At 71.5% G+C, this 20,430-nt stretch carries 17 protein-coding genes; 9 read left to right on the top strand and 8 right to left on the bottom strand.

What is annotated here, in order from left to right:
• Window positions 1-149: 149 nt before the first annotated feature.
• A complete protein-coding gene (locus ACI2K4_RS21095; RefSeq protein WP_404513425.1) occupies window positions 150-635 on the bottom strand; it encodes an NUDIX hydrolase in 486 nt (161 codons plus the stop codon).
• A 117-nt stretch (window positions 636-752) separates the two neighbouring features.
• Between ACI2K4_RS21095 and ACI2K4_RS21100 the strand changes: the two genes are divergently transcribed.
• Window positions 753-1,430, top strand: coding sequence for a GPP34 family phosphoprotein (locus tag ACI2K4_RS21100; protein WP_404513426.1), 678 nt, complete (start codon window positions 753-755; stop codon window positions 1,428-1,430).
• A 75-nt stretch (window positions 1,431-1,505) separates the two neighbouring features.
• Here the strand turns inward: ACI2K4_RS21100 and ACI2K4_RS21105 are convergent, their stop codons facing one another.
• Genes ACI2K4_RS21105 through ACI2K4_RS21115 form a run of 3 tightly spaced genes read right to left on the bottom strand, consistent with a single transcriptional unit; the run spans window position 1,506 to window position 7,040 of the window.
• Complete coding sequence (locus ACI2K4_RS21105) at window positions 1,506-3,344, bottom strand: stealth conserved region 3 domain-containing protein (protein ID WP_404513427.1); 1,839 nt, start codon at window positions 3,342-3,344, stop codon at window positions 1,506-1,508.
• Window positions 3,345-3,395: 51 nt separating this feature from the next.
• A complete protein-coding gene (locus ACI2K4_RS21110; protein WP_404513428.1) occupies window positions 3,396-5,090 on the bottom strand; it encodes a phospho-sugar mutase in 1,695 nt (564 codons plus the stop codon).
• A gap of 54 nt (window positions 5,091-5,144) precedes the next feature.
• Window positions 5,145-7,040: a protein kinase gene (locus ACI2K4_RS21115; RefSeq protein ID WP_404513429.1), complete on the bottom strand. Its 1,896-nt coding sequence runs from the start codon at window positions 7,038-7,040 to the stop codon at window positions 5,145-5,147.
• A gap of 382 nt (window positions 7,041-7,422) precedes the next feature.
• Between ACI2K4_RS21115 and ACI2K4_RS21120 the strand changes: the two genes are divergently transcribed.
• The 5 genes from ACI2K4_RS21120 to ACI2K4_RS21140 all read left to right on the top strand — a co-directional run bounded on the left by ACI2K4_RS21120 (window position 7,423) and on the right by ACI2K4_RS21140 (window position 13,023).
• Window positions 7,423-8,895: an amidohydrolase gene (locus ACI2K4_RS21120; RefSeq protein ID WP_404513430.1), complete on the top strand. Its 1,473-nt coding sequence runs from the start codon at window positions 7,423-7,425 to the stop codon at window positions 8,893-8,895.
• Between the two features lie 15 nt (window positions 8,896-8,910).
• Window positions 8,911-9,738: a histone deacetylase gene (locus ACI2K4_RS21125; protein WP_404513431.1), complete on the top strand. Its 828-nt coding sequence runs from the start codon at window positions 8,911-8,913 to the stop codon at window positions 9,736-9,738.
• Window positions 9,739-9,847: 109 nt separating this feature from the next.
• On the top strand, window positions 9,848-10,897 hold the full coding sequence (locus ACI2K4_RS21130) for a hypothetical protein (protein ID WP_404513432.1): 1,050 nt from the start codon (window positions 9,848-9,850) through the stop codon (window positions 10,895-10,897).
• Window positions 10,898-10,978: 81 nt separating this feature from the next.
• Window positions 10,979-12,349, top strand: a complete 1,371-nt coding sequence (locus ACI2K4_RS21135; protein ID WP_404513433.1) for a glutamate-cysteine ligase family protein — start codon at window positions 10,979-10,981, stop codon at window positions 12,347-12,349.
• A 59-nt stretch (window positions 12,350-12,408) separates the two neighbouring features.
• Window positions 12,409-13,023 (top strand): maleylpyruvate isomerase N-terminal domain-containing protein, encoded by a 615-nt coding sequence (locus tag ACI2K4_RS21140; RefSeq protein ID WP_404513434.1) that lies wholly within the window; start codon window positions 12,409-12,411, stop codon window positions 13,021-13,023.
• Here the strand turns inward: ACI2K4_RS21140 and ACI2K4_RS21145 are convergent.
• Both ACI2K4_RS21145 and ACI2K4_RS21150 read right to left on the bottom strand, forming a co-directional pair.
• Complete coding sequence (locus tag ACI2K4_RS21145; RefSeq protein WP_404513435.1) at window positions 12,961-13,755, bottom strand: hypothetical protein; 795 nt, start codon at window positions 13,753-13,755, stop codon at window positions 12,961-12,963. The two genes, ACI2K4_RS21140 and ACI2K4_RS21145, sit on opposite strands and share 63 nt — an antisense overlap.
• A gap of 301 nt (window positions 13,756-14,056) precedes the next feature.
• Window positions 14,057-15,142, bottom strand: a complete 1,086-nt coding sequence (locus ACI2K4_RS21150) for a DUF4349 domain-containing protein (protein ID WP_404513436.1) — start codon at window positions 15,140-15,142, stop codon at window positions 14,057-14,059.
• Between the two features lie 219 nt (window positions 15,143-15,361).
• On the opposite strand from ACI2K4_RS21150, the gene ACI2K4_RS21155 reads away from it, so the two are divergent.
• Window positions 15,362-16,399, top strand: coding sequence for a hypothetical protein (locus tag ACI2K4_RS21155; protein ID WP_404513437.1), 1,038 nt, complete (start codon window positions 15,362-15,364; stop codon window positions 16,397-16,399).
• Window positions 16,400-16,479: 80 nt separating this feature from the next.
• Entirely contained in the window at window positions 16,480-17,214 is a 735-nt protein-coding gene (locus tag ACI2K4_RS21160; protein ID WP_404513438.1) for a hypothetical protein, read from the top strand.
• A 94-nt stretch (window positions 17,215-17,308) separates the two neighbouring features.
• On the opposite strand, the gene ACI2K4_RS21165 is transcribed toward ACI2K4_RS21160, so the two are convergent.
• Window positions 17,309-17,764 (bottom strand): gamma-glutamylcyclotransferase, encoded by a 456-nt coding sequence (locus ACI2K4_RS21165; RefSeq protein WP_404513439.1) that lies wholly within the window; start codon window positions 17,762-17,764, stop codon window positions 17,309-17,311.
• A 106-nt stretch (window positions 17,765-17,870) separates the two neighbouring features.
• Between ACI2K4_RS21165 and ACI2K4_RS21170 the strand changes: the two genes are divergently transcribed.
• Window positions 17,871-19,274: an NAD(P)H-quinone dehydrogenase gene (locus ACI2K4_RS21170; protein WP_404513440.1), complete on the top strand. Its 1,404-nt coding sequence runs from the start codon at window positions 17,871-17,873 to the stop codon at window positions 19,272-19,274.
• Here the strand turns inward: ACI2K4_RS21170 and ACI2K4_RS21175 are convergent.
• On the bottom strand, window positions 19,231-20,010 hold the full coding sequence (locus ACI2K4_RS21175) for a DedA family protein (RefSeq protein ID WP_404513441.1): 780 nt from the start codon (window positions 20,008-20,010) through the stop codon (window positions 19,231-19,233). The two genes, ACI2K4_RS21170 and ACI2K4_RS21175, sit on opposite strands and share 44 nt — an antisense overlap.
• Between the last annotated feature and the right edge of the window lie 420 nt (window positions 20,011-20,430).

A 20,430-nucleotide genomic window follows, 5' to 3' on the forward strand; every position in this document is an offset into this window, starting at 1 on the left:
CTCGTAGGACCAAGGAGCGACGACGTCAGCGAGCGACCAACACGATTTTCAGCCCGGAACGGGCCACCTCGCCAGAGGCGACAAGGACTAACCCCACAGGTTAGGAAGGGCCCCTTCCTATACAAAAAACGATAACAAGGGGCCCTTCCTTACTCGGTGACGGTCCAGTTGCCGGGGGTGCCGCGGTGGAAGGGTTGGGAGCCGTGGAAGACCCTGGGGCGATCGGCGAAGACCAGCGGTAGGAAGTTGCGGTCGCTGGGCCACATCGGTACGGCACCGCCGAGGATGTCGGCCAGCTCGGTCCAGATCAGGGTGCCCTCGGGACAGCGCTCGTACGGCACGCCGGACCAGTCCGGGATCCGGAACAGGAAGCCGAACCAGTTCTCGCCGTTACGGCCGAACCCGGGCCAGGAGATGGTGCCGGCCAGTTCCACCGTCCGGCACTCGAGCCCGGCCTCCTCGCGGATCTCCCGGCGCATGCCGGCGACCACGTCCTCACCGGGCTCCAGCTTGCCGCCGAGCCCGTTGTAGTAGCCGAAGTGCAGGTCGTCCGGTCGGGTGTCGCGACGGATCATCAGCACCCGGCGGCCGTCGGGGGAGAGCACGTAGCCGAGGGTGGCGAGTATGGCCTGCACCCGGTCACCCTACGGCGCGGCCGACGGGCGTCGCCCGGGCCACCGGCGGCGACGACTTCCCCCGGTCGGGCGAGGCCACCTGTGCGTTCGTGCGCACACCGACTAGCGTTTCGGGCCATGACTGGTGTGACGCTGGCCGAAGAGTTGCTGTTGCTCGCGTACGACGACGAGTCGGGTAAGGCGACCGGCTCGCGGATCGGACTCGACCTCGGAATGGCCGCCGGGGTGCTGGTGGAGTTGGCGCTGGCCGGACGGGTCGCGTACGGCGACGGTTCGATCGTGGTCGCCGACCCGACGCCGACCGGCAAACCGATCACCGACGAGGTGTTGGGGCGGATGGCGACGGAGACCCCGCTCTCGCCGGCCTCCTGGGTGCAGCGGCTGCGGCACGGCCTGCGGGACCGGATCCTGGCCGACCTGGTGGCCCGGGGCGTGGTCCGGGATGTCGACGAGACCGCGCTCGGCCACATCCACGTGCACCGTTACCCGGTGGTGGACCCGACGGTGGAGACGGAGATGCGGGGCCGGCTGGCCGTGGCGCTCACCGGCGAGCAGGCACCCGACGAGCGTACGGCGGCCCTGGCCGCCCTGGTCGCGGCGAGCCGGATGGAGCCGAGCCTGGGGTTGACCGGTCCGGCGCTCGCGGACGCGCACCGGCGGCTGGCGGACATCGCCGGTGGTGCCGGGTTCACCGGCGAGGTGAGCCTGGAGGAGTCGACCGTGCGTCCCTCGGTGGCACTGGTGATCGCCGCCCTGAGCCGGGCGATCGACGCGGCCCTGGGCGCCCGGAGCTGACCGGCCCGGAGCTGACCCGCCCAAAATCGAGGCGCCCGGAGCTGACCGGACTCGGCCGCCTGGCCGGCACGGTGGTCAGCGCGGCTGGAGTTGCCCGTCGGGGAGTGCGGTCGGTGCGGGTTGGCCCGGGCGGGCCAGCGGCACCGGACCCGGTCCCGGCCCGCGCCGTACGCCTGGCTGGAGCAGGTGGGCGAGTTCGGTGGCGGTCTGGTGCACCCGGGTCGCCTCGACCTCGGCGGTCACCTCCCAGGGCGACCGGACCGGGAGGTAACGGGCCAGGAAGTCACGCTGCGTGGCGTCCGGCCGGTCCCGGTCGGCGCCGGCCGGGATGCTGTCCTCGAGGCAGAACGTGTCGTGGTCCCGCCAGCTCAACAGGTGGTTCAGCAGCGCCGGGGTGAGTGGGTCGGCCAGGTCGGCACGCAGGTGCCGGATCGGGCCGGGCACGCCCGTGCCCCGCAGGTACGACCAGTGGTGGTGCAGACCCGAGGCGATGGCGAGGTCGGCCGGGTGCCGGAACGGGTGGCTCCGCGTCCCGGCGATCTCCTCCGGCGCGGCGGCGCAGATCTCGGCCAGCACCGACCGGCGCAGCGGGTACGGGGTGTGCTTCATCCGTTGACTGATCACACGGCCGAACCGGCGGGCGATCAGCCGGCGGTTGTTCTTCGCGGCGGCGGTGACCGGGGCGTCGGTGTACGCCGGGTCGCCGAGGTCGATCTGGGCCACCCGGGACGGGAAAAACCTGGTCAGACCGTTCGGGTGGAAGAACGTACGCGGCAGCACCGGCCGTCCGAGCAGGACGTTGCCGTCGAGGTAGAGGAAGTGTTCGGCCAGCCCGGGGATCAGGTGCAGCACCGACTCGACCGCGTGCGGGTTGAAGGTCGGCAGGGTCGCGTCGCCGCCGAACAGGTCCCGGTGGTCGACCACGGTCAGTCCGGGCTGGGGCAGGTCCAGCCAGCGCGGCACCTGCCCGTCGGTGACCAGGTAGACGTGCCGCAGCCAGGGCGCGTACATGTGCAGTGAGCGCAGCGAGTAGCGCAGCACGTCGTGGTCGGCGTGCCGGGGCTCCTCGTCCGCGGCGCCGTGCGGCCCGTGCCGGTCGTGCGCGGCTCGGTAGCGGGAGCGCCAGTGCGGGTCGTCGCGGTCGTGCCAGGTGTAGACCGCGTCGACGGGGAAGGTGACCGCGTCGGCGGAGACCCCGGCGAAGTCGGCCCGGACCGGGTAACGGGCGTGGTAGCCGGTCGGTACGAACGAGTTCAGCGACGCTCCCGGCACCCGTACGTTCGGGCGGTAGCTGGGCACGCTGCGGGCCAGCGCGTTCGGCCGGGGCGCGGTCAGCCGACCGTCACCGCCGTGCCAGAACTCCAGCTCACAGCCGTACGCGGCGCCGTACGCGAGGTTTTCGCCGACCCAGATCGGACGGTAGACCAGCACCACGTCGGCCCGGCCCACCCGACGCGGGCGGCGCCGGCCGGGACGTGGCCGCAGCGCCGGTCGGCCGGGGCGTCCGATCAGGACGTCGGGGAGCCCGGCCACCGCCCGGAGCGCCTCGGCCCGCTGGCTGGCCGGCACGCCGATCCGGCTGCGCAGGCCACGGTGGTGCGGGATGGTGAAGTGCTCCACCGACGCGTCGGCGAGCGCGGCCAGCACCCGGTCCAGGTTGCCCTGGTGGGCGGCGAGCGGCGTGGCGTCCGGGTCGACCACCGCGCTGACCCGGCGACCGTCCAGCCGGACCCACCGCCGGCCGGTGTCCCGGCCGGAGCGGTCGTCGTACCACTGCCGCAGACCCAGGCCGAGCGAGCCGGCCGGCCGGCTCAGCCACCGGCCGATCCGGACCTGCTGTTCGAACGGAACGCGCTGGTGGAAGCGGCGTCGGAGGGCGGTCGGGACGAGTGCGTAACAACGACGTGCGAGCACATCTGCTGTAACGAGCAGCGGCGGCCAAAGTGGTGGGGGCGCCGGTCGGCGTCAGCCCAGGCCGAGTGCCGTCGCGATCTCGGCCCGCAGCCTGGTCAGCTTGTCGCCGGCCCGTCGCCGGGCCGCCGCGACCGTTGCGGCCACCTCCGCCGGCCGGTCCGGGCCGTCGACCGGTTCCACCACCTCCAGGTACGCCTTGAGCTTCGGCTCGGTGCCGGAGGGCCGGATCACCACCCGGGCCGTGTCGGTGCGCAGGACCAGCACGTCGGAGGCGGGCAGTAGATCCTGCGCCGAGGTCACCGGCGCGTCGAGCAGGCGGGTCGGGGTGTCCGCGCGCAGCCCCGCCATCAGCTCCCGGATCCGGCCCAGGTCGTCGACCCGTACCGAGAGCTGGTCGGTCAGGTGGACGCCGAACTCGGCGGCGAGTTCGTCGAGCCGGTCGAGCAGCGTACGTCCCTCGGCCTTGAGGCCGGCGGCGAGTTCGGCGACGACCAGCGCGGCGGTGATGCCGTCCTTGTCGCGTACCCGGTCCGGGGCGACGCAGTAGCCGAGCGCCTCCTCGTAGCCGTACACCAGTGGGGCGTCACCCGACTCGGCCCGGACGATCCACTTGAACCCGGTCAGCGTCTCGTCGTAGGGCAGGCCCCGGGCGGCGCAGATGGCCCGCAGCAGTGACGAGGAGACGATCGTGGTGGCGTAGAGGCCGGTCACCCCGCGCCGGACGAGCTGGTCGGCGAGGAGTACGCCCAACTCGTCGCCGCGCAGCATGCGCCACCGGCCGTCCGGGTCGGCGACCGCGACCGCGCACCGGTCGGCGTCCGGGTCGTTGGCGATCGCCAGGTCGGCGCCGATGCCGCTGGCGAGCGCCACCAGCCGGTCGACCGCGCCCGGCTCCTCCGGGTTCGGGAACGCCACGGTGGGGAAGTCGGGGTCGGGTTCGGCCTGTTCGGCCACGATTCCGGGGACACCGAAGCCGGCCCGGGCGAAGGCGGCGGTGAGCACCGCGCCGCCCACCCCGTGCAGCGGGGTGTACGCCACCTTCAGCCCCCGGGGACCCTCCGGGTCGAGCACCGCCACGGCGCTGGCCACGTACCCGGCGACCAGGTCGTCGCCGAGCACCTCGCCGGCCGGACCGAGCGGTACGTCGTGCAGTCGGCCGACCGCGCGGATGGCGGCCTCGATCTCGGTGTCGGCGGGCGGCACGATCTGCGCCCCGGCACCTCGCGGGCCGCCCAGTTCGGCGCCGAGGTAGACCTTGTAGCCGTTGTCCTGGGGCGGATTGTGGCTGGCCGTCACCATCACCCCGGCCGCCGCGCCGAGGGCCCGGACGGCGTACGCGAGCACCGGGGTGGGCAGCGGGCGGGGGAGCAGGAGAGCCGGTCGACCAGCCCCGGTGGCGATCTGCGCGGTTCGTTCGGCGAACGTACGGGAGCCGTGCCGGGCGTCGTACCCGATCACCAGTGGGCCGGTGGCGTCGCGGGCGGCGAGCCAGCCGACCAGCCCGGCGGCGGCCTGGGTGACCACGGCGAGGTTCATCCCGTTCGGCCCGGCGCGCAGCGCCCCGCGCAGCCCGGCGGTGCCGAAGGTGAGCGGCCCGGCGAACCGGTCGGCCAGCTCGGCCGCGCTGCCCGGCAGCCGGTCGAGCAGGGCCCGCAGCTCGTCCCGGGTGGCCGGGTCAGGGTCGTCGGCCAGCCAGTCCTCGGCACGCAGGCGCAGGTCGTCGGGGTCGTTCGGGTTCGCCGTCACCCGGACTTGATAGCACGGCGGGGGACCCGGTCGGTCGGGTCCCCCGGCCGGTGGTCAGCCAGCCGCGGTGACGGCGAAGCTGCGGACCATCTCCTCGAAGATCGGCTTGCTCTCCTCGAACTTGGCGTCCGGGGTGGTCAGGTAGAACTCGTACGCCTTGCCGTCCTGGACGATCGCCCGCCAGATCCCGTGCCGCTTGGTGTCGCCGTCGCCGCAGGTGTACTCCAGTTCGGCAGCCGGCTTGCCGGCCAGCTCCACCTCCTGGAGGGCGACCTCGGTGTAGGGCTTGGCGCAGGACTTGCTGTCCGGCTTGGCGAGTTGACCGCCCGCGTTCTCCAGGAACTTGATCGGGGCGGCCGTTGTCTTTTCGATCAGGATCCGAATCTTGCGGCCGGAGTCGTCCGGGTCGGTGTAGTCGATGTAGAGCGCGCCCTTGGGGGCGCTCTTCTTCCAGCCCTCCGGCACGTTGACCGAGATGCCCCGGTCCGAGTGTGCCTGAACCGGGAACGCCGGTCCGGCCGGTGCGGTGGGCGAGGGACCGGCCTGCGGCGGCGGTGCGGAGGTCTCCGGGTCGCTGCCGGAGAACGCGACAAAACCGATCACCAGTACGGCGACCACGCCCACGGCGGCGGCGAGCTGGATCTTGCGCGGCCAGCCCTTGATCGTGGTGAGCGCGCTGTCACCGGCCGACCGGGCACTGGCCATCGCCTTGCCCAGGCCACCGCTGTCGCTCCCGCCACTGCCCCGGCCGTACGTGTTGGAGCCGCCGCCGGGGGTGCCGTACACCGTCGCACCGCCGCCGTCGTCCCAGCGCTGCCCGGCCGGCATCGCGCCGGTCGGCGTACGGAGCGGGCTGGTGGTCCCGCCGTTGTGCGCGGTCGCGGCGGCGTCGGCGCCCTCCTTACGGAGTTGGGCCAGCCGGTCGGTGAGCGACTCGCCCGGCGCGAGCATCGCCGAGCCGCCGATCTGGCCGGTCGGCTGCGGGGTGGCCGGCGGGGTCGGCGGCTGCCAGGGCGCCCGCTGCGCCGGCACCACCGAGTACGGGTCGGTCATCAGGTGCCCGGCGGCGTTGCTGGCCAGCGGGCCGGCTAGCAGTTCCCGCAGCATGGTGCGGGAGCGCTCGACGTCGAAACGACGGGCCGGGTCCTTCTCCAGCAGACCCATCAGCACCTCTGTCAGCGGCCCGGACCGCGACGGCGGTGCCGGCGGGTCCTCGACCACCGCGTGCATGGTCTCGATCGGGTCGCCCCGGTCGAACGGCGGCCGTCCCTCCACCGCCGTGTAGAGCGTGACGCCGAGTGAGAAGAGGTCGCTCGGCGGGCCGAAGTCGCTGCCCATGGCGCGCTCAGGGGAGATGAAGTGCGGTGATCCGAGCACCATGCCGGGCGTGGTGAGCTGCACGTCGGTGGGCATCCGGGCAACGCCGAAGTCGGTCAGCACACAACGGCCGTCGGAGGCGATCAGCACGTTCGCCGGCTTGACGTCCCGGTGCAGTACGCCGATCGCGTGGGCCACCTCCAGTGCGCCGAGCAACGCGATGCCGATCTTGGCCACCGCCCTGGGCGCGAGTGGCCCGTCCTCGATCACCATGTCGGCGAGGCTGCGCGCGTCGAGCAGCTCCATCACGATCCAGGGCCGACCGCCCTCGGTCACCACGTCGTAGACCTGCACCACGGCCGGGTGTTGCAGGGCGGCGGCCGCGCGGGCCTCGCGCAGGGTGCGTTCGTACATCGCGTCGCGGTCACTCGGGGCGAGCCCCGGTGGCAGCACGACCTCTTTGACCGCCACGTCGCGGCGGAGCAGGGTGTCGGCGGCACGCCACACCGTGCCCATGCCGCCATGGCCGACCGCCGCGCGGAGCGAGTAACGACCGCCGATGGTGGCGCCGGGAGCTGCGCGTCCGCTGGTGGGACTGACTGGTCCGCCACTCCACGTCGGAATCTGAGTCACAGGAAAGGCCGCCGGGGAAAATCGAGGGGCATGGGACACATCCCCCCTATCTTGCGGGTTGCCACACCGGTAGCGAAAGTCGCCCCGGCGTACCTTCTGAGGAACTCTGCGATCTGCATCAAATCACTCACTCCATGTGCCCAATTCTGGACGGAGTGTATCGAAAGACATGGCGAAGCGTGCGTTGACGGACACGGTGTGCGTAAGAGGGTGAACGGGGTATGTCACGCTGACGCCCGCGCCGTCCTCCGACGCGCTGGCCGGTGCGCCCCTAGGGGCGGGTCAGCACCGAAAATCCGGCAATCCGGGCGTGGTTGGTGCCGTCCGAGTCGGGCAACGTGACTGGCGCATCCGTCACGCGTTGTAGGAGGTGAGGGGGCACATGCTGGCGTTTGACCGTCTCCCTCGGGCCGGACTGCAGCTATCCGAACGCTCCTACCAGGACATACGTGACGCTACGCGGTCCGACCGCTACCAAATTGATGTTGCGCAGCGTCACCGACGGAGGTCTAGGCTGTCCCAGTCCCATCCCATCCATAGTGATCGAGAATTCGACGTGACGAGTGCGTTGACGCTGCCGTCCGGCAGCCCGCTGGCGTCGTCCCCGCCCGAGCCGCCGCCCGGGGCCGCGCCCCTCCCGTACGACCTCGATCAGTTGTTGGCGCTCCGGACACCCGACCTGGTTGCCACCCGTCGCCACATCCACGCCCATCCCGAGCTCTCCGGGCACGAGTTCGCCACCGCCGCGCTGATCGTCGCCGAACTCTCCGCGGCCGGGCTCGAACCACGGCTGCTGCCGAAGGGGAACGGCGTCGTCTGCGACATCGGCGACCGGCCGACCGGTCCGGTGATCGCGCTGCGGGCCGACATCGACGCCCTGCCACTGACCGACGCGAAGGACGTGCCCTACCGCTCGACGGTGGACGGTGTCTGCCACGCCTGCGGCCACGACGTGCACACCACCGTGCTGCTCGGTACCGGCCTGCTGCTCGCCCGGCTCGCCGTACAGGGTGGACTCGACGGTCGGGTGCGACTGATCTTCCAGCCGGCCGAGGAGACCGTGCCGTCGGGCGCTCCCGAGGTGATCGCCGCCGGTGGGCTCACCGACGTGGCGGAGATCTACGCGTTGCACTGCGCGCCGCAGCTCGCCGCCGGCACGGTCGGCGTACGTTCCGGTCCGCTGACCGCCGCGGCCGACACGATCGAGGTGCACCTGACCGGCGCGGGTGGACACACCGCCCGGCCACACCTGACCGCCGACCTCGTGTACGCGCTCGGCCGGGTCGTCGTCGACGTGCCCGGACTGCTGACCCGGCGGATGGACCCGCGCAGCGCCCTCTCACTGGTCTGGGGCGCGGTGCACGCCGGTACGGCACCGAACGCCATCCCGAGCGACGGCTTCGTCCGGGGCACCGTACGGACGCTGAGCCGGGACGCCTGGCGGGAGGCGCCCGCACTCCTGCCCGAGCTGGTCCGCGAGGTGCTGGTCGGCACGGGCGCGAAGGCCGACGTCCGGTACAGCCGGGGCTTCCCGCCGGTGCACAACGAGGAGCGGGCCACCGCCACGATCAGCGCCGCCGCCGCCCGGGTACTCGGCCCGGACCGGGTGCTGCCGGCCGAGATCAGCATGGGCAGCGAGGACTTCTCGTTCTACCTCGACCACGTACCAGGGGCGATGATCCGCCTCGGCACCGGCGACCCCGACTCGAACGTCCGGTTGGACACCCACCACCCCGGATTCGACGTCGACGAGCGCGCGATCGGGTACGGCGTCCGCGTGCTGACGCAGACCGCCCTGGCGGCCCTTGCCGGTGGCCGGACGGCGGTGCCGTACGACAGGGAAGCGGATCGATGACCGTTAGTGGAATGGGTGAGTAGGACCATGGAGCGGGTGGAGCTGACCGTCGGCACCGGGGACACGGTGCCGGCGGCGACGGTGGCGGGTACGGATCCGGTCGCGGTGCTGGAGCAGGCGGCCGAGACGGCGGCGCGGACCGGACACGTCTGGTACGTCTGCTACGGCTCGAACATGAGCCTGAAGCGGCTGAACTACTACCTCGTCGGTGGCCAGCCCCCGTTCGGGGCGCTCACCTACCCGGGCTGCCGGGACCAGCGGCTGCCCGAGCGGAGCCTGCCGGTCGTGCTTCCCGGCCGGGTCTACTTCGCGCTCGAGGCGCTGGCCTGGACCGGCGGCATGGCCTTCTACGACCCGGACGACGAGGGCGAGACACCGGCGCGGGCGTACCTGCTCACGCTCTCGCAGTTCTCGGACATCATGGCCCAGGAGATGTGCTTCGAGCCCGGCGCCGACCTGGACCTGACCGAGGTGCTGTCCCAGGGGCGGGTGGTGCTCGGACCGGGGTATTACCAGACCCTGCTCCACCTCGGGGAGATGGACGGTCACCCGAGTTTCACGTTCACCGCGCCCTGGCGGAGTTCCGAGGTCGAGTTGCGCAGCCCGTCCGCGACCTACCTGCGGCACCTGGCCGCCGGCCTCGCCGAGACGCACGGCTGGCCCACCGAGCGGATCGCGGAATACCTGAGCAGCCGGCCCGGAGCCGCCGGCAACTGGTCCCCGGCCCAACTTGTCGCGGCACTGGAGGAGGTGACCCGTGCGCTTTCCGAGCGGGACGTCACCCGTTACGGCGAACTCACCGGGAAAACGACTCCGGAACCCGTGGGAGCGGGTATTCGATAGGTCGCCGGGACGATAGCCGACGGTTCGCGGTTGTGGGGTCGCGGCCGTACCCACAACTGTGCCACTCGCGCAACTACCACGGTGCGCTGTCAGTAGAGGAGGAACGGTCGTGCGCCAAAGCGTGATGACGGCCGAACTGGATAGTACGGGTGCCAATTCGCCATTCCTGCGACATCAGCGGGAGCACCTCTGCGTCGATTGCGGTTACGCCCACCTCGTCGGACCGGCGTCGTCGGCCGGACCGCACCACCGTAAGCGGCGGATCGGGGCCGGGACGATCGTCACCAGCACCCACGGTCCGATCACCGAGTTGCACATCCTGCCGCACTGCGGGACCGAGCTTCCGACCGACCTGATCGAGGAGACCGATCCGGCGGACTTCGAGGCACTCTCGCAACTCGTGCACCAGAACGTGGACCTCGGCACCGGGGCGATCTACCGCCGGCTGGTGGACGACATCCGCTCCGGTGCGACCGAGGGCGTCGCGGTGGCCGGGTTCCACCTGTCCCGGCTGCTGCTCGACGCCAACCGGGCCACCGTCGAGGCGCAGTTGCCGATCGACCCCTACGTGGGCAGCGCGGAGATCTACCAGACCTACCTGCGCCGACGCGGCGGGGACCTGCGACACGAGGCGCTGCTGCCCTGGCTGGCCGAGGTGGACGAGATCCTGCGGGCGATGGACAGCCGGGGCACGGTCTACCACCACCACACGTACGACGTCCTCTCGATGAGCCCGCGTCCGTGGGACCGTGGGGTGGCGGCGAAACGCCCGGCGTTCCAGTTGATCTGGAGGCGACCGTCGCTCGACGGGGTCATCGACGGCACCGACTCCTCCGATCCCGGCCTGGCGCGGCTGGCCGACATCGAGGGCGTACGGGAGCGGATCCGCGAATTCCTGGAGCGAAAAATCGGTCTGAGCAACGGGAATGGCGACATCGACTATCCCTTGCTGCTACCGGTCATGCCGTTTCGTGGTTCGCGTCGTGGCGATCCGCCGAACTCGCCCCGGCACCTGGTCTACGACCTGCGCAAGGACATCCTGGTCACTGACGAACAGATCCGGTCCTGGGTGCTCGACGGTCCTTGGCGTCTTGGAGACAGCGTACCCACCAAGGTAATATCGGACGGAGATGCGTCTATCTCCGTGAACCTCGGTTGACGTTGTGGTTCCCCGGGATCCGATGCACCCGAAATTCTGACGTACACCGGAGAATAAGGTTCACAGCCGGGAGAAAAGCCGATGAGCCACGGTCTGGTGCAATACGACGAACCGCCGCTCGACCTGGCGGATCTCGTCGGATGGTTCATCTCTCCGGCCAAGACCCAACGGCTCGTCGGCCTGGAGGTCGAGTGCGGTCTGGTCCGGCCGCAGACCGGGACGTCGGTCAGCTACGACGAGCCGGGTGGCACCCGGGACCTGCTGCACGCGCTGCTGGACACGACGGACGCGACGCCCGTCCTGGAGGGTGGGGCCCTGGTCGGGCTCGCCCTGCCGGACGGCGCGACGCTGACCCTGGAGATGGCGGGGGCGATCGAGTACTCCTCGCCCCCGAGCGACGACCTGACCGGCTGTCTCGCGTTGTCCCGGCGTTGCCTGACCGAGGTCGCCCGGACGGCGGAGCCGCTCGGGCTGCGGCTGCTCACCGGCGGGCAACTCCCGTTCGACCGGCCCGAGGACATCTCCTGGACGCCGAAGGTGCGTACGGCGATCATGCGTCGTTACTTCGCCCGCCTCGGCGACCACGGCCGGCTCGGTGACCAGGTGATGGGGTTGACCCTGTCGACCCAGGTGAGCCTGGACGCGCTGGATCCGGTGGAGTACCTGGACAAGTTCCGGGTGCTGGTCGCGGTCTCGCCGTTCCTGGCCGCCCTGCTCGCGAACACACCCGCGCTCGATCCGGGGACGGCCCCGGTCGCGTCCCGCCGCATGCGCTACTGGCGGCGAATCGATCCCGAGCGGTGTCAGGACCTGACCCGTCGGCTGTACCAGGCGGGCAGCCTGGCCGAGTTGACCGACGTGCTGGCCGCGTTGCCGATGATCTACCGCCGGGCCGGCGACGCCTACCTGCCGGGGCCCCAGCGGTCGTTCGGCAAGCTCCTGCACGGTGGTTTCCCGGACGGGGTGTTGCCGACGATCGCCGACTGGAAGACCCATCTCGGGCAGATCTGGCCCTCGGTACGCCCCCGCCAGACCCTGGAGACACGGCTCCCCGACGGTCAGGACTGGGCCGGGTTGGGGGTCCTGCCGGCGCTGTTCGTGGGGTTGGTCGAGGAGGAGGAGATCCGTCGGCGGGTGGGTGACCTGGTGGGGGACCTCCCGGTCGAGACCCTGGACGAGATCACCCTGGACGCCGCCGAGGAGCACCCGGACGGGATTCCGGCCCGGGTGCGCGAAATCGGCGAGCAACTCGTCGGCCTGGCCTGCGAGGGTCTCCTGGCGCGGGTCGCGAAAGGTGTCGAATTGCCGACGATTCTGGACGCGCTGGAGCCCGTACGCGAGGTTCTCGCCACCGGGGTCACCCCGGCCACCGAGTTGGCCGCCCGGTGGGCGAAGGACTGGCAGGAGCGACCTGATCGGTACGTGGCGGCGATGGCGGTGCCGACAGAATGACCACTTCGCCGTAGGTATTGGACCTTACCGATTTGATGGTCCTCGGCTAAAATCGCTCGGTGCCGTGTTTCACCTGTTATGCGCGAGCGTATTCGAGTGGTGTCGAAGCGGTTTGCCGGATCGCCGCGAGGTATTCCGCCGCCGACTGGCGCCGGGTGGGACCGTGTGCTCCGTGGACGGCATTGGACGTGCTTCGGCACTTGCAGGTCACCGCCTCGGAAAGCCACGTGACCCACCTGTACGCCCTGGAGTTCGGGCCGAAAGAGCTGATGAGCCAGGGTAAGCTCGCGGAATTCAACCAACTGACCCTACAGGGACTGCCGATCCGGACCGCCCCATTCCATCTACGGGAGTTCGTCGAGGCGGCGACCCGGCATCTGGGCGAGTGTGCGGCCACGCCCGAGGTGCCGAGCTTCAGCTACCACGGTCGGGTGTGGAACGTGGCCTGCGGCATCGGTGTCCTCGCCGTCGAGTGGCACCTGCACGCCTGGGACCTGGCGGCGACGATCGGCGAGTTCTACCGACCCAGATCCCCGGCGCTCCTGGCGGCGGCCTTCCGGGCCGGTACGGCCTACCTTCCCCCACCGCCCACCGATACCTGGGACGACGTGTTACTGGCCTCCGGGCGGTGGCCCGGTCCCAACCTCGGCGACTCCACCCGCGCCGGCCGGTGACGCCCCACCCTGCCTCGGCGGCAGCTTGGGGTCGGCGCCGGAGATCCGCCACAACTCACGGAAGTGCTGCTCGAACGCGGCCGCGACGCGCGGGTCGCGGATGCTGAAGCCGCGCAGTTCACCCCGGTCGTCGAGGGCGAAGCCGAGGAAGACGACCGACGAGTCGATGACGGCGAAGTTCTCCCCCTCCAACTCCATGCCCCGGGGATAACGGAGGATCTTGACGTGGTAGTTCTCCACCTTCGACGCGAGATCCACCTGCTCGTCGACCCACTGCTGGATGTCCGGGCTGCTGTGCGGCAGCCGGATCACCCGGTGCAGCCCCCGCTTGCCGGGAAACTTCCGCGCCCACTTGATGGTGCCGGTGTAGTAGCGCCGTGATTCCTCCGTCTGCTGCGGCGGCGCGGTCGCGTGGGAGAAGACCGCGTACACCGACTTCTCGCCCCGGTTGACCGCACGCAGCGCCTCTCCGTAGAACGCCGAGGAGGAGTCGTACGTGCGTAACGGCGTGCCGACCGCGATCGAGCTCACCCTCTTGCGGGTGACGTCGAGCCAACGGAGTGCGATCAGGAGGGTCACGAGAATAAGGGGAAACACCCAATTCTGGTTGTCCAGGAAATTGAGCAAATTGTCCAGTACGCTGACGGCCAGTGCGACGACGAGAGCCAGCGTGATGAGCTTCGACTCGATATCGTCCAGCCTGGACGACGGCTCTCCGCCATCGGTTGACAAAGTCCGACCCCTTCCGCTAAGCGGTGCCCGCGCGCCGGTCCGGTAACTCAGCCTTAACAAGTATGCCAGACGGGGGTGTGGAGTCGAGTCGACAAAAGATGATCACGGTCGATGTCGTGTCGGTTTCCTCGTGCGATCTTGTCGAGTGATTGATGCGATGCCAGGCGCTATTTGCGCGAAATCGTGGCAATGAACTACAAGTCGCTTGTGGCCGACCGGGTCGACGGACGTACCCGATCTTCGGGGGGTGCCGCCGGGACGTACGCGCGGGGCGTCCGACCCGGCGGCGAGCCGCGCCCGCTCAGTCGGTCGGGTCGGGCCGGGATTCGGCCGGGGCGGACGGCGTACGGGCCGGCGGCACGGTGGCCGGCGGCGCCGTCGGTGGCGTCAGCGCCGTCGGTGGCGTCAGCGGCGTTGGCGGCGTTGGCGGCGTCCCACCCTGACCCACCACCGGACCCGGTACGGGCGGCCCGGTGCGCCGTCCCCGTCGGCGGCGGGTCAGCCAGAACACCGCCAGCGCCGGTACGCCCAGCACGACCACCCACGGCAGCAGCGCGCCCAGCACGACCAGCACCACTCCCAGCGTGGCGAGCAGCGCCTCCCAGCCGTTGCGAAGCCCGGACAGGAAGCCCGCCGGTTCCTCGTCCTCCTCGACCACGGCTTCCGGCCCGATCAGTCGTACGGTGATGGTGGAGAGCGCGGTCAGGTCCCCCAGCCGGCGCTGACGTGCCTCCAGCGCCACCAGGTCGGCCTCCCGCTTGGCCAGTTCGCTCTCCAGCATCACCAGGTCGGAGAGGGTCTTGGCCTGGGCCAGCAGCCGCCGGCCGCTCTCCACCCGAGCCTGTTGGGTGCTGATCCGTGCGGCCAGGTCGAGGGTCTCCTCGGTGACGTCGTCGGTCTTGATCTCGCGCTGCTCCTGCTTGCCGAGGGCGGCCAGGGCGTCGACCACCGAGGCGAACCGGTCCGCCGGCACCCGCAACTGGAGCGAAGCCTCGGCGTCACCGGTGCTGCTGGTGCGCTGGTCACCGCCGACAAAACCACCGGCCCCGGTGGCGATCGCGACCGCGTCGGCGGCGGCCCGGTCGACCTCCTTGACCCGGACCGTCATCGAGCCGGTGTAGACGATCGATCGCTGGTCCACCCGAAGGTTCGCCGGCGACTCGGCGCCCGGTGCCCCGGGCTGCGTCTGCGCACCCGCCTTCGACTCGGCCTGGCCGGGGTGGTTCTGGTCGGCCGCCGCGTCCGCCGCCAACGGGGCCACCGCCCCATCCGCGCCGGTCGACGCGTTGCCACTCTCGCTGGTGCTGCAACCGGCCACCGCCAGTACGGCGACCAGCCCCGCCGTACCCAAGGTCCCACCCAAACGTCCTCGCGTCGCTGCGCGCATGACTCCTCCGAATCCCGTTTCCCCGTGTCGGGTGTTCCATCAGACGCGGGGCGCTCGTGCCCCGGTTCCGGCAGACTGCGCTGGGGGACATCACGATTCGGTTGTCGAGGAGTCACGATGCGGTGCGCCAGACATGACCTTCCGTCCAAACCGTCCGAACTGGACCTGGTCCGAGCGCCGGGCCTCGGGTGAGCCGGGACCGGATCGGGGACCGGGGTCGTGGCCGCTGATCTCGTCGAGCGCCTCTACAGCGCCCCGCCGGACGGTTTTGTCGCGGCCCGGAGCGAGGCGGTCGTCGCCGCCCGGGCGGCCGGTGACGAAGCCACCGCACGCCAGATCGCCAAACTGCGCAAGCCGACCGTGGCAGCCTGGCTGGTGAACCTGCTCGCGATCCGGCGACCCGACCTGGTGGCCGACCTGGCCGGGCTCGCCGCCGAGCTGCGTGCCGCCCAGCGCGAACTGCGCGGTCCCCAACTGCGGGAACTCTCCGCCCAACGGCGCGGCACGGTCGCCGCCCTGGTCGCCGAGGCACGGGCGTTGGGGGCGGCGGCCGACCCTCGGCTGGCTGCGGGCAAGCTGCCGCTGGCCGAGGTGGAGGCGACCTTCCAGGCCGCGCTCGCCGACGTCGAGGTGGCCGAACAGGTCCGCTCGGGCCGCCTGGTCCGGGCGGCGAGCTACGCCGGTTTCGGCGAGGTGCCCCGGCCGCAACTGCGCCTGGTCGCCGGTGGCCCCGAGTTGTCCCTGCCGGAGCCGCCACCGCGCCGGGCCGGTCCGGCGGCACCCGGTGAAGGCACCGGCGCGGCCGGGGAGCGGGGTGGCGGCACGGGCACGGCTGGTGAAGGCACCGGCGCGGCCGGGAAGGACGGCGGCGCGGCCGGGAGGCGGGGTGGCGCGGCGCGGGCGGAGAAGGAGGCGGCCCGACGGGCATCGGCCGAACAGGCGGCACTGGCCCGTCGGGCGGCGGCCGAGCGGGCTGCCGTACGCCGGACGCTGGCCCGGGAGTTCACCGCCGCCCGTACCGAGCAGCGGCGGGCCGAGGCGGAGCTGGAGCGGGCCACGGCGGCGGTGCGCGACGGTGCCGCCGCGCTGGCCGAGGCGGAGACGGCCGTGGCCGAGGCGGAACGTCGCCGCGCCGGAGCTGAGCAGGAGGTCAGCCGCAGGAAGCTGACCCGCAAGTCGGCCGAGCGGGCGGCAGCCGCCGCGCGGCGCCGTACCGGAGAGGTGCAAGCGGCGGTCGAGGCGCTCGATGCCGAGTAGGGTGCCCATGGCCGGGAGAACGAACAGGCTCGATCGAGCCCTGTCGGCCGGCGACTCCGTACCGTGGAAAGGGCGACCAGTTGACCCCCGAGCAGGCTGCCGCAGCAGCCCGACCGAGCCTGTCCGCACTGGTGAACGCGTTCAACGAGTGCCCGCAGACCCTCCGTCGGGCGCGCCTGCTCGGTCTGTCGGGCTGGGCGTTCCAGGTGGCCGGTCGCGGTGGGGCACTGGGCGACGTGGCGGCGGAGACGGTCGCCGCGACGCTCGGCTTCCTCGCCCCGGATGCGGTGGCCGAGGGCTGGGAGGCCGCGCGCAGGGTGGCGAGGCCGACCGAGGTGGCGGCGAGCAACCTCGTCGAGTGCTGCCGCTGGGGGCTGGAGTACCTGCCCGGCTTTCCCAAGCTGGACCGGCTGCTCGAACTGGCCCAGCGGGTGGTCGACGCGGCGGATGCGACCGGCATGCCGCTCTTCGCCGCGTGGCGGGCGACGCCGTTGCCGGTGCCGGATCCGCCCGCCCGGTTGGCTGTGCTGCTGCACCTGTTGCGCGAACATCGCAGTGGCGCCGCGCTGATCGCCGTACGGGCGGCCGGGTTGACGCCGCTGGAGGCGATCCTGGCCGGGCCGGATGGTGAGGCGGGTGCCCTGGCCAACGGCTGGCAGCCGCCGTACCCGGAGGTGGCACCGCTGGTGCGGCACTTCCTCTGGGCCGAGGCGATGACCGACCGGATCGCCGCGAGCGGGTTCCGGGCTCTGCGTGGCTCCGAACGCGTCGAACTGGTCGACCTGCTCACCAGCCTCCGCACCGGCCTCACGTGAAAGGAAGGGCCCCTTGTTATCGCTTTTTGTATAACAAGGGGCCCTTCCTAACCGCCCTGGCGGGCGGCGGGCGGGTGGCGGGCGGGAGGGTGGCTCAGGTGGTGGCGGTGCCGGTGGGTCGGGAGCGCAGTTCGGCGACGTAGTCGTCCGGGGCACCGGCCTTCTCCGCCGCGTTGGCGATCTCCGACAGGTACCAGGCGGTCGGCAGACCGCCCTCGTACCCGGCGAAGACGTAGACCCAGGCGGTGATCTCACCGTCCAGCGTGACCACCCGCACGTGCAGCTTGCGGTACGTCTCCGCGTTCACGCCCTCGACCTCGTCGAGTTGGGCGGCATCCCAGGCGTGTACGTCGTAGATCGCGACGAAGACGCGGTCGCCCGGAGACTCCACGACGGTGGTGACCGCGCCCTCCCAGCCGATCACCCCCTCGCCCGCGAAGGTGAGGCGCCAGCCTTCCAGCCAGCCGGTGCCGATCATGGGCGAATGCGGACAGTAGGCACGCATCCGGGCGGGATCGAGGTTTGAGCCGTACGCGGCGTAGTGACGCACGGCGATGACGATAGCCCGGCGGAGGGGTGGTGGAGAATACGACCGTGCGTGTCGGACGGGTTGGGGAGAAGAAAGTCACTGTGAGCACCAACGAAGGGCAAGTCCTGTGAGTCGTATCGTGATCATCGGCGGGGGGCCGGCGGGTTACGAGGCCGCGCTGGTCGCGGCCCAGTTGGACGCCGACGTCACCGTCATCGAGGCAGACGGGGCCGGGGGTGCGTGCGTACTTTCCGACTGCGTCCCGTCAAAGACCTTCATCGCCAGTTCCGCTGTGGTCACCGGCTACCGGGACACGGAGGAGTTCGGGGTCCACTCGGACGGGTTGGAGGCGGTCACCGTCGACGCGGAGGCGGTGTACGCGCGGGTCAAGCGCCTCGCCCTGGCCCAGTCGGGGGACATCCACGCCAAATTGATCAAAGCGGGCGTCACCTTCGTCTCGGGTCACGCCCGGCTCGGCGAGGACACCCTCGGTCACACCCACCGGGTGCTGGTCACCCCGACGGAGAGTGACTCCGAGTACTCGCTCGACGCCTCGACGGTGCTGATCGCCACCGGGGCCACGCCACGGGTGCTGCCGAGCGCGGTGCCGGACGGCGAGCGGATCCTGACCTGGCGCCAGGTGTACGACCTGCCGGAACTGCCGGAGGACCTGATCGTGATCGGCTCCGGTGTCACCGGCGCCGAGTTCGCCAGTGCCTACCTGGCCATGGGCGTACGGGTGACCCTCGTCTCCAGCCGGGAGCGGGTGATGCCGCACGAGGACGCCGACGCCGCCGCCGCGATCGAGCAGGTGTTCCGCGCCCGGGGCATGACCATCCTGAACAACTCCCGGGCCAACGGGGTGCGGCGGACCGCCGACGGCGTCGAGGTGGAGCTCTCCGACGGCCGTACGCTGACCGGCTCGCACGCCCTGATGGCGGTCGGATCGATTCCGAACACCGCCGACCTGGGCCTGACCGAGTACGGCATCGCCGTCTCGCCGGGCGGGTACATCACCACCGACCGGGTGTCCCGGACCAACGTGCCCGGCATCTACGCAGCCGGGGACTGCACCGGCGTGCTGCCGCTGGCCAGCGTCGCGGCGATGCAGGGCCGGATCGCGATGTGGCACGCGCTCGGCGAGGCGGTTGCGCCGCTGCGGCTGAGGACCGTCGCCGCGAACGTCTTCACCGACCCGGAGTTGGCCACCGTCGGGGTGTCGCAGGACGAGGTGGACTCCGGGCGTACCCCGGCCCGGCAGGTGATGCTGCCGCTCAACGGCAACGCGCGGGCGAAGATGGACGACCTCTCCGACGGTTTTGTGAAGCTCTTCTGCCGGCCGGCGAGCGGTCAGGTGGTCGGCGGTGTGGTCGTCTCGCCGAAGGCGAGCGAGCTGATCCTGCCGATCACCCTGGCGGTGGAGAACAACCTGACCGTGGACCAGTTGGCCCACACCATCACGATCTACCCGTCGCTGTCCGGCTCGGTCACCGAGGCGGCGCGTCAGCTGATGCTGCACGAACTCCAGTGATGCCGGGAGCTGCCAGCGCCGGCTCCGGCGTTGGCAGCTCCCCGGTGGTCCGTCCGCCGGAGAGGGTCAACGCCCACCCGGCGGCGGCAAAACCGCCGGCGGCGAGCACGGCCACGACGGCGAGCCGCCACACCGAGTCGGTCAGCGCGGCGCCGCCGAGGTGGCCGACAAGTGCGCCGTACGCCGCCCACGCGAGCGCGGCCAGCGCGTCGTACGCGAGGAAGCGCCGGTACGGGTAACGGAGCCGGCCGGCGTTGAAGCAGGCGATCATGCGCCCACCCGGCACGAAGCGGCAGAGCAGGATGACCAGCGGCCCGGGTTGCCGTAGCGCCCGGGTGAACCGTCCGGCGCCCTGACGCGGGCGCGAGCCGCCGTCCGGGGCCGGCTCACCGTCCGCCGGGCCGGAGATCGGGTTCCGGTGGCCGGTGTGTTTCCCGGCGGCCGAACCGCCGGTTGCCGAGGTGACCAGATCACGCAGCAGGTGCCAGCCGTGGCGCAGCCGTTCCGCACCGATGCGGCCGAGCAGGTAACAGGCCGTGTCGCCGCAGAACACGCCGAGCGCGCCGACGCCGATGGTGAGTGGCAGGTTCAGGTCGCCGTAGATGGTCAGCGCCCCGCCCGTGATCATCACGACCTGGGTCGGGATCACCGGCACGAAGGCGTCCAGCACGAGGAGGCCGAACAGCGCCAGGTACGCCGACGCGGGTGACGCGACGTTGGTGAGTAGCTCGGGCACGCGGTTCACCTCGACGCGTTCGGCCGACATGGTCTCGGACGAGCCTGAACTGCCCTTCCATGCCGGCTGGCACAGGCCCGACCAGTGGTGATACCGGCCACGCTACGGCCATCGGCCGCTGATCACGCGATGTTGGCGCCGGTGTCGTGTCGGTCCGCGTACGGATCGTGGTGCACGTCGTCGACGGGACCCGGCGAACGGGGCGACCGGCGTACCGTTGGAACACGCGACCCCGCCACCGCAGGTCCCCCCGTTCCTGACGGTTACGGCTAGCCGACGGGCCGCCGGCGGGTCCCGCGCCGGCGGCCCCATCGTGGGCCACGGTCCGCCGTCGTCCCGGGCACGTCCGGTCGGACCCGCCGCGGTCGTGCGCCGGGTTGAACCCGCCGCGGTCGTGCGCCGGGTTGGACCGGTCGAGTC

It is taken from the genome of Micromonospora sp. NPDC050397, from assembly GCF_044901685.1.
Classification (GTDB): Bacteria; Actinomycetota; Actinomycetes; order Mycobacteriales; family Micromonosporaceae; genus Micromonospora_G.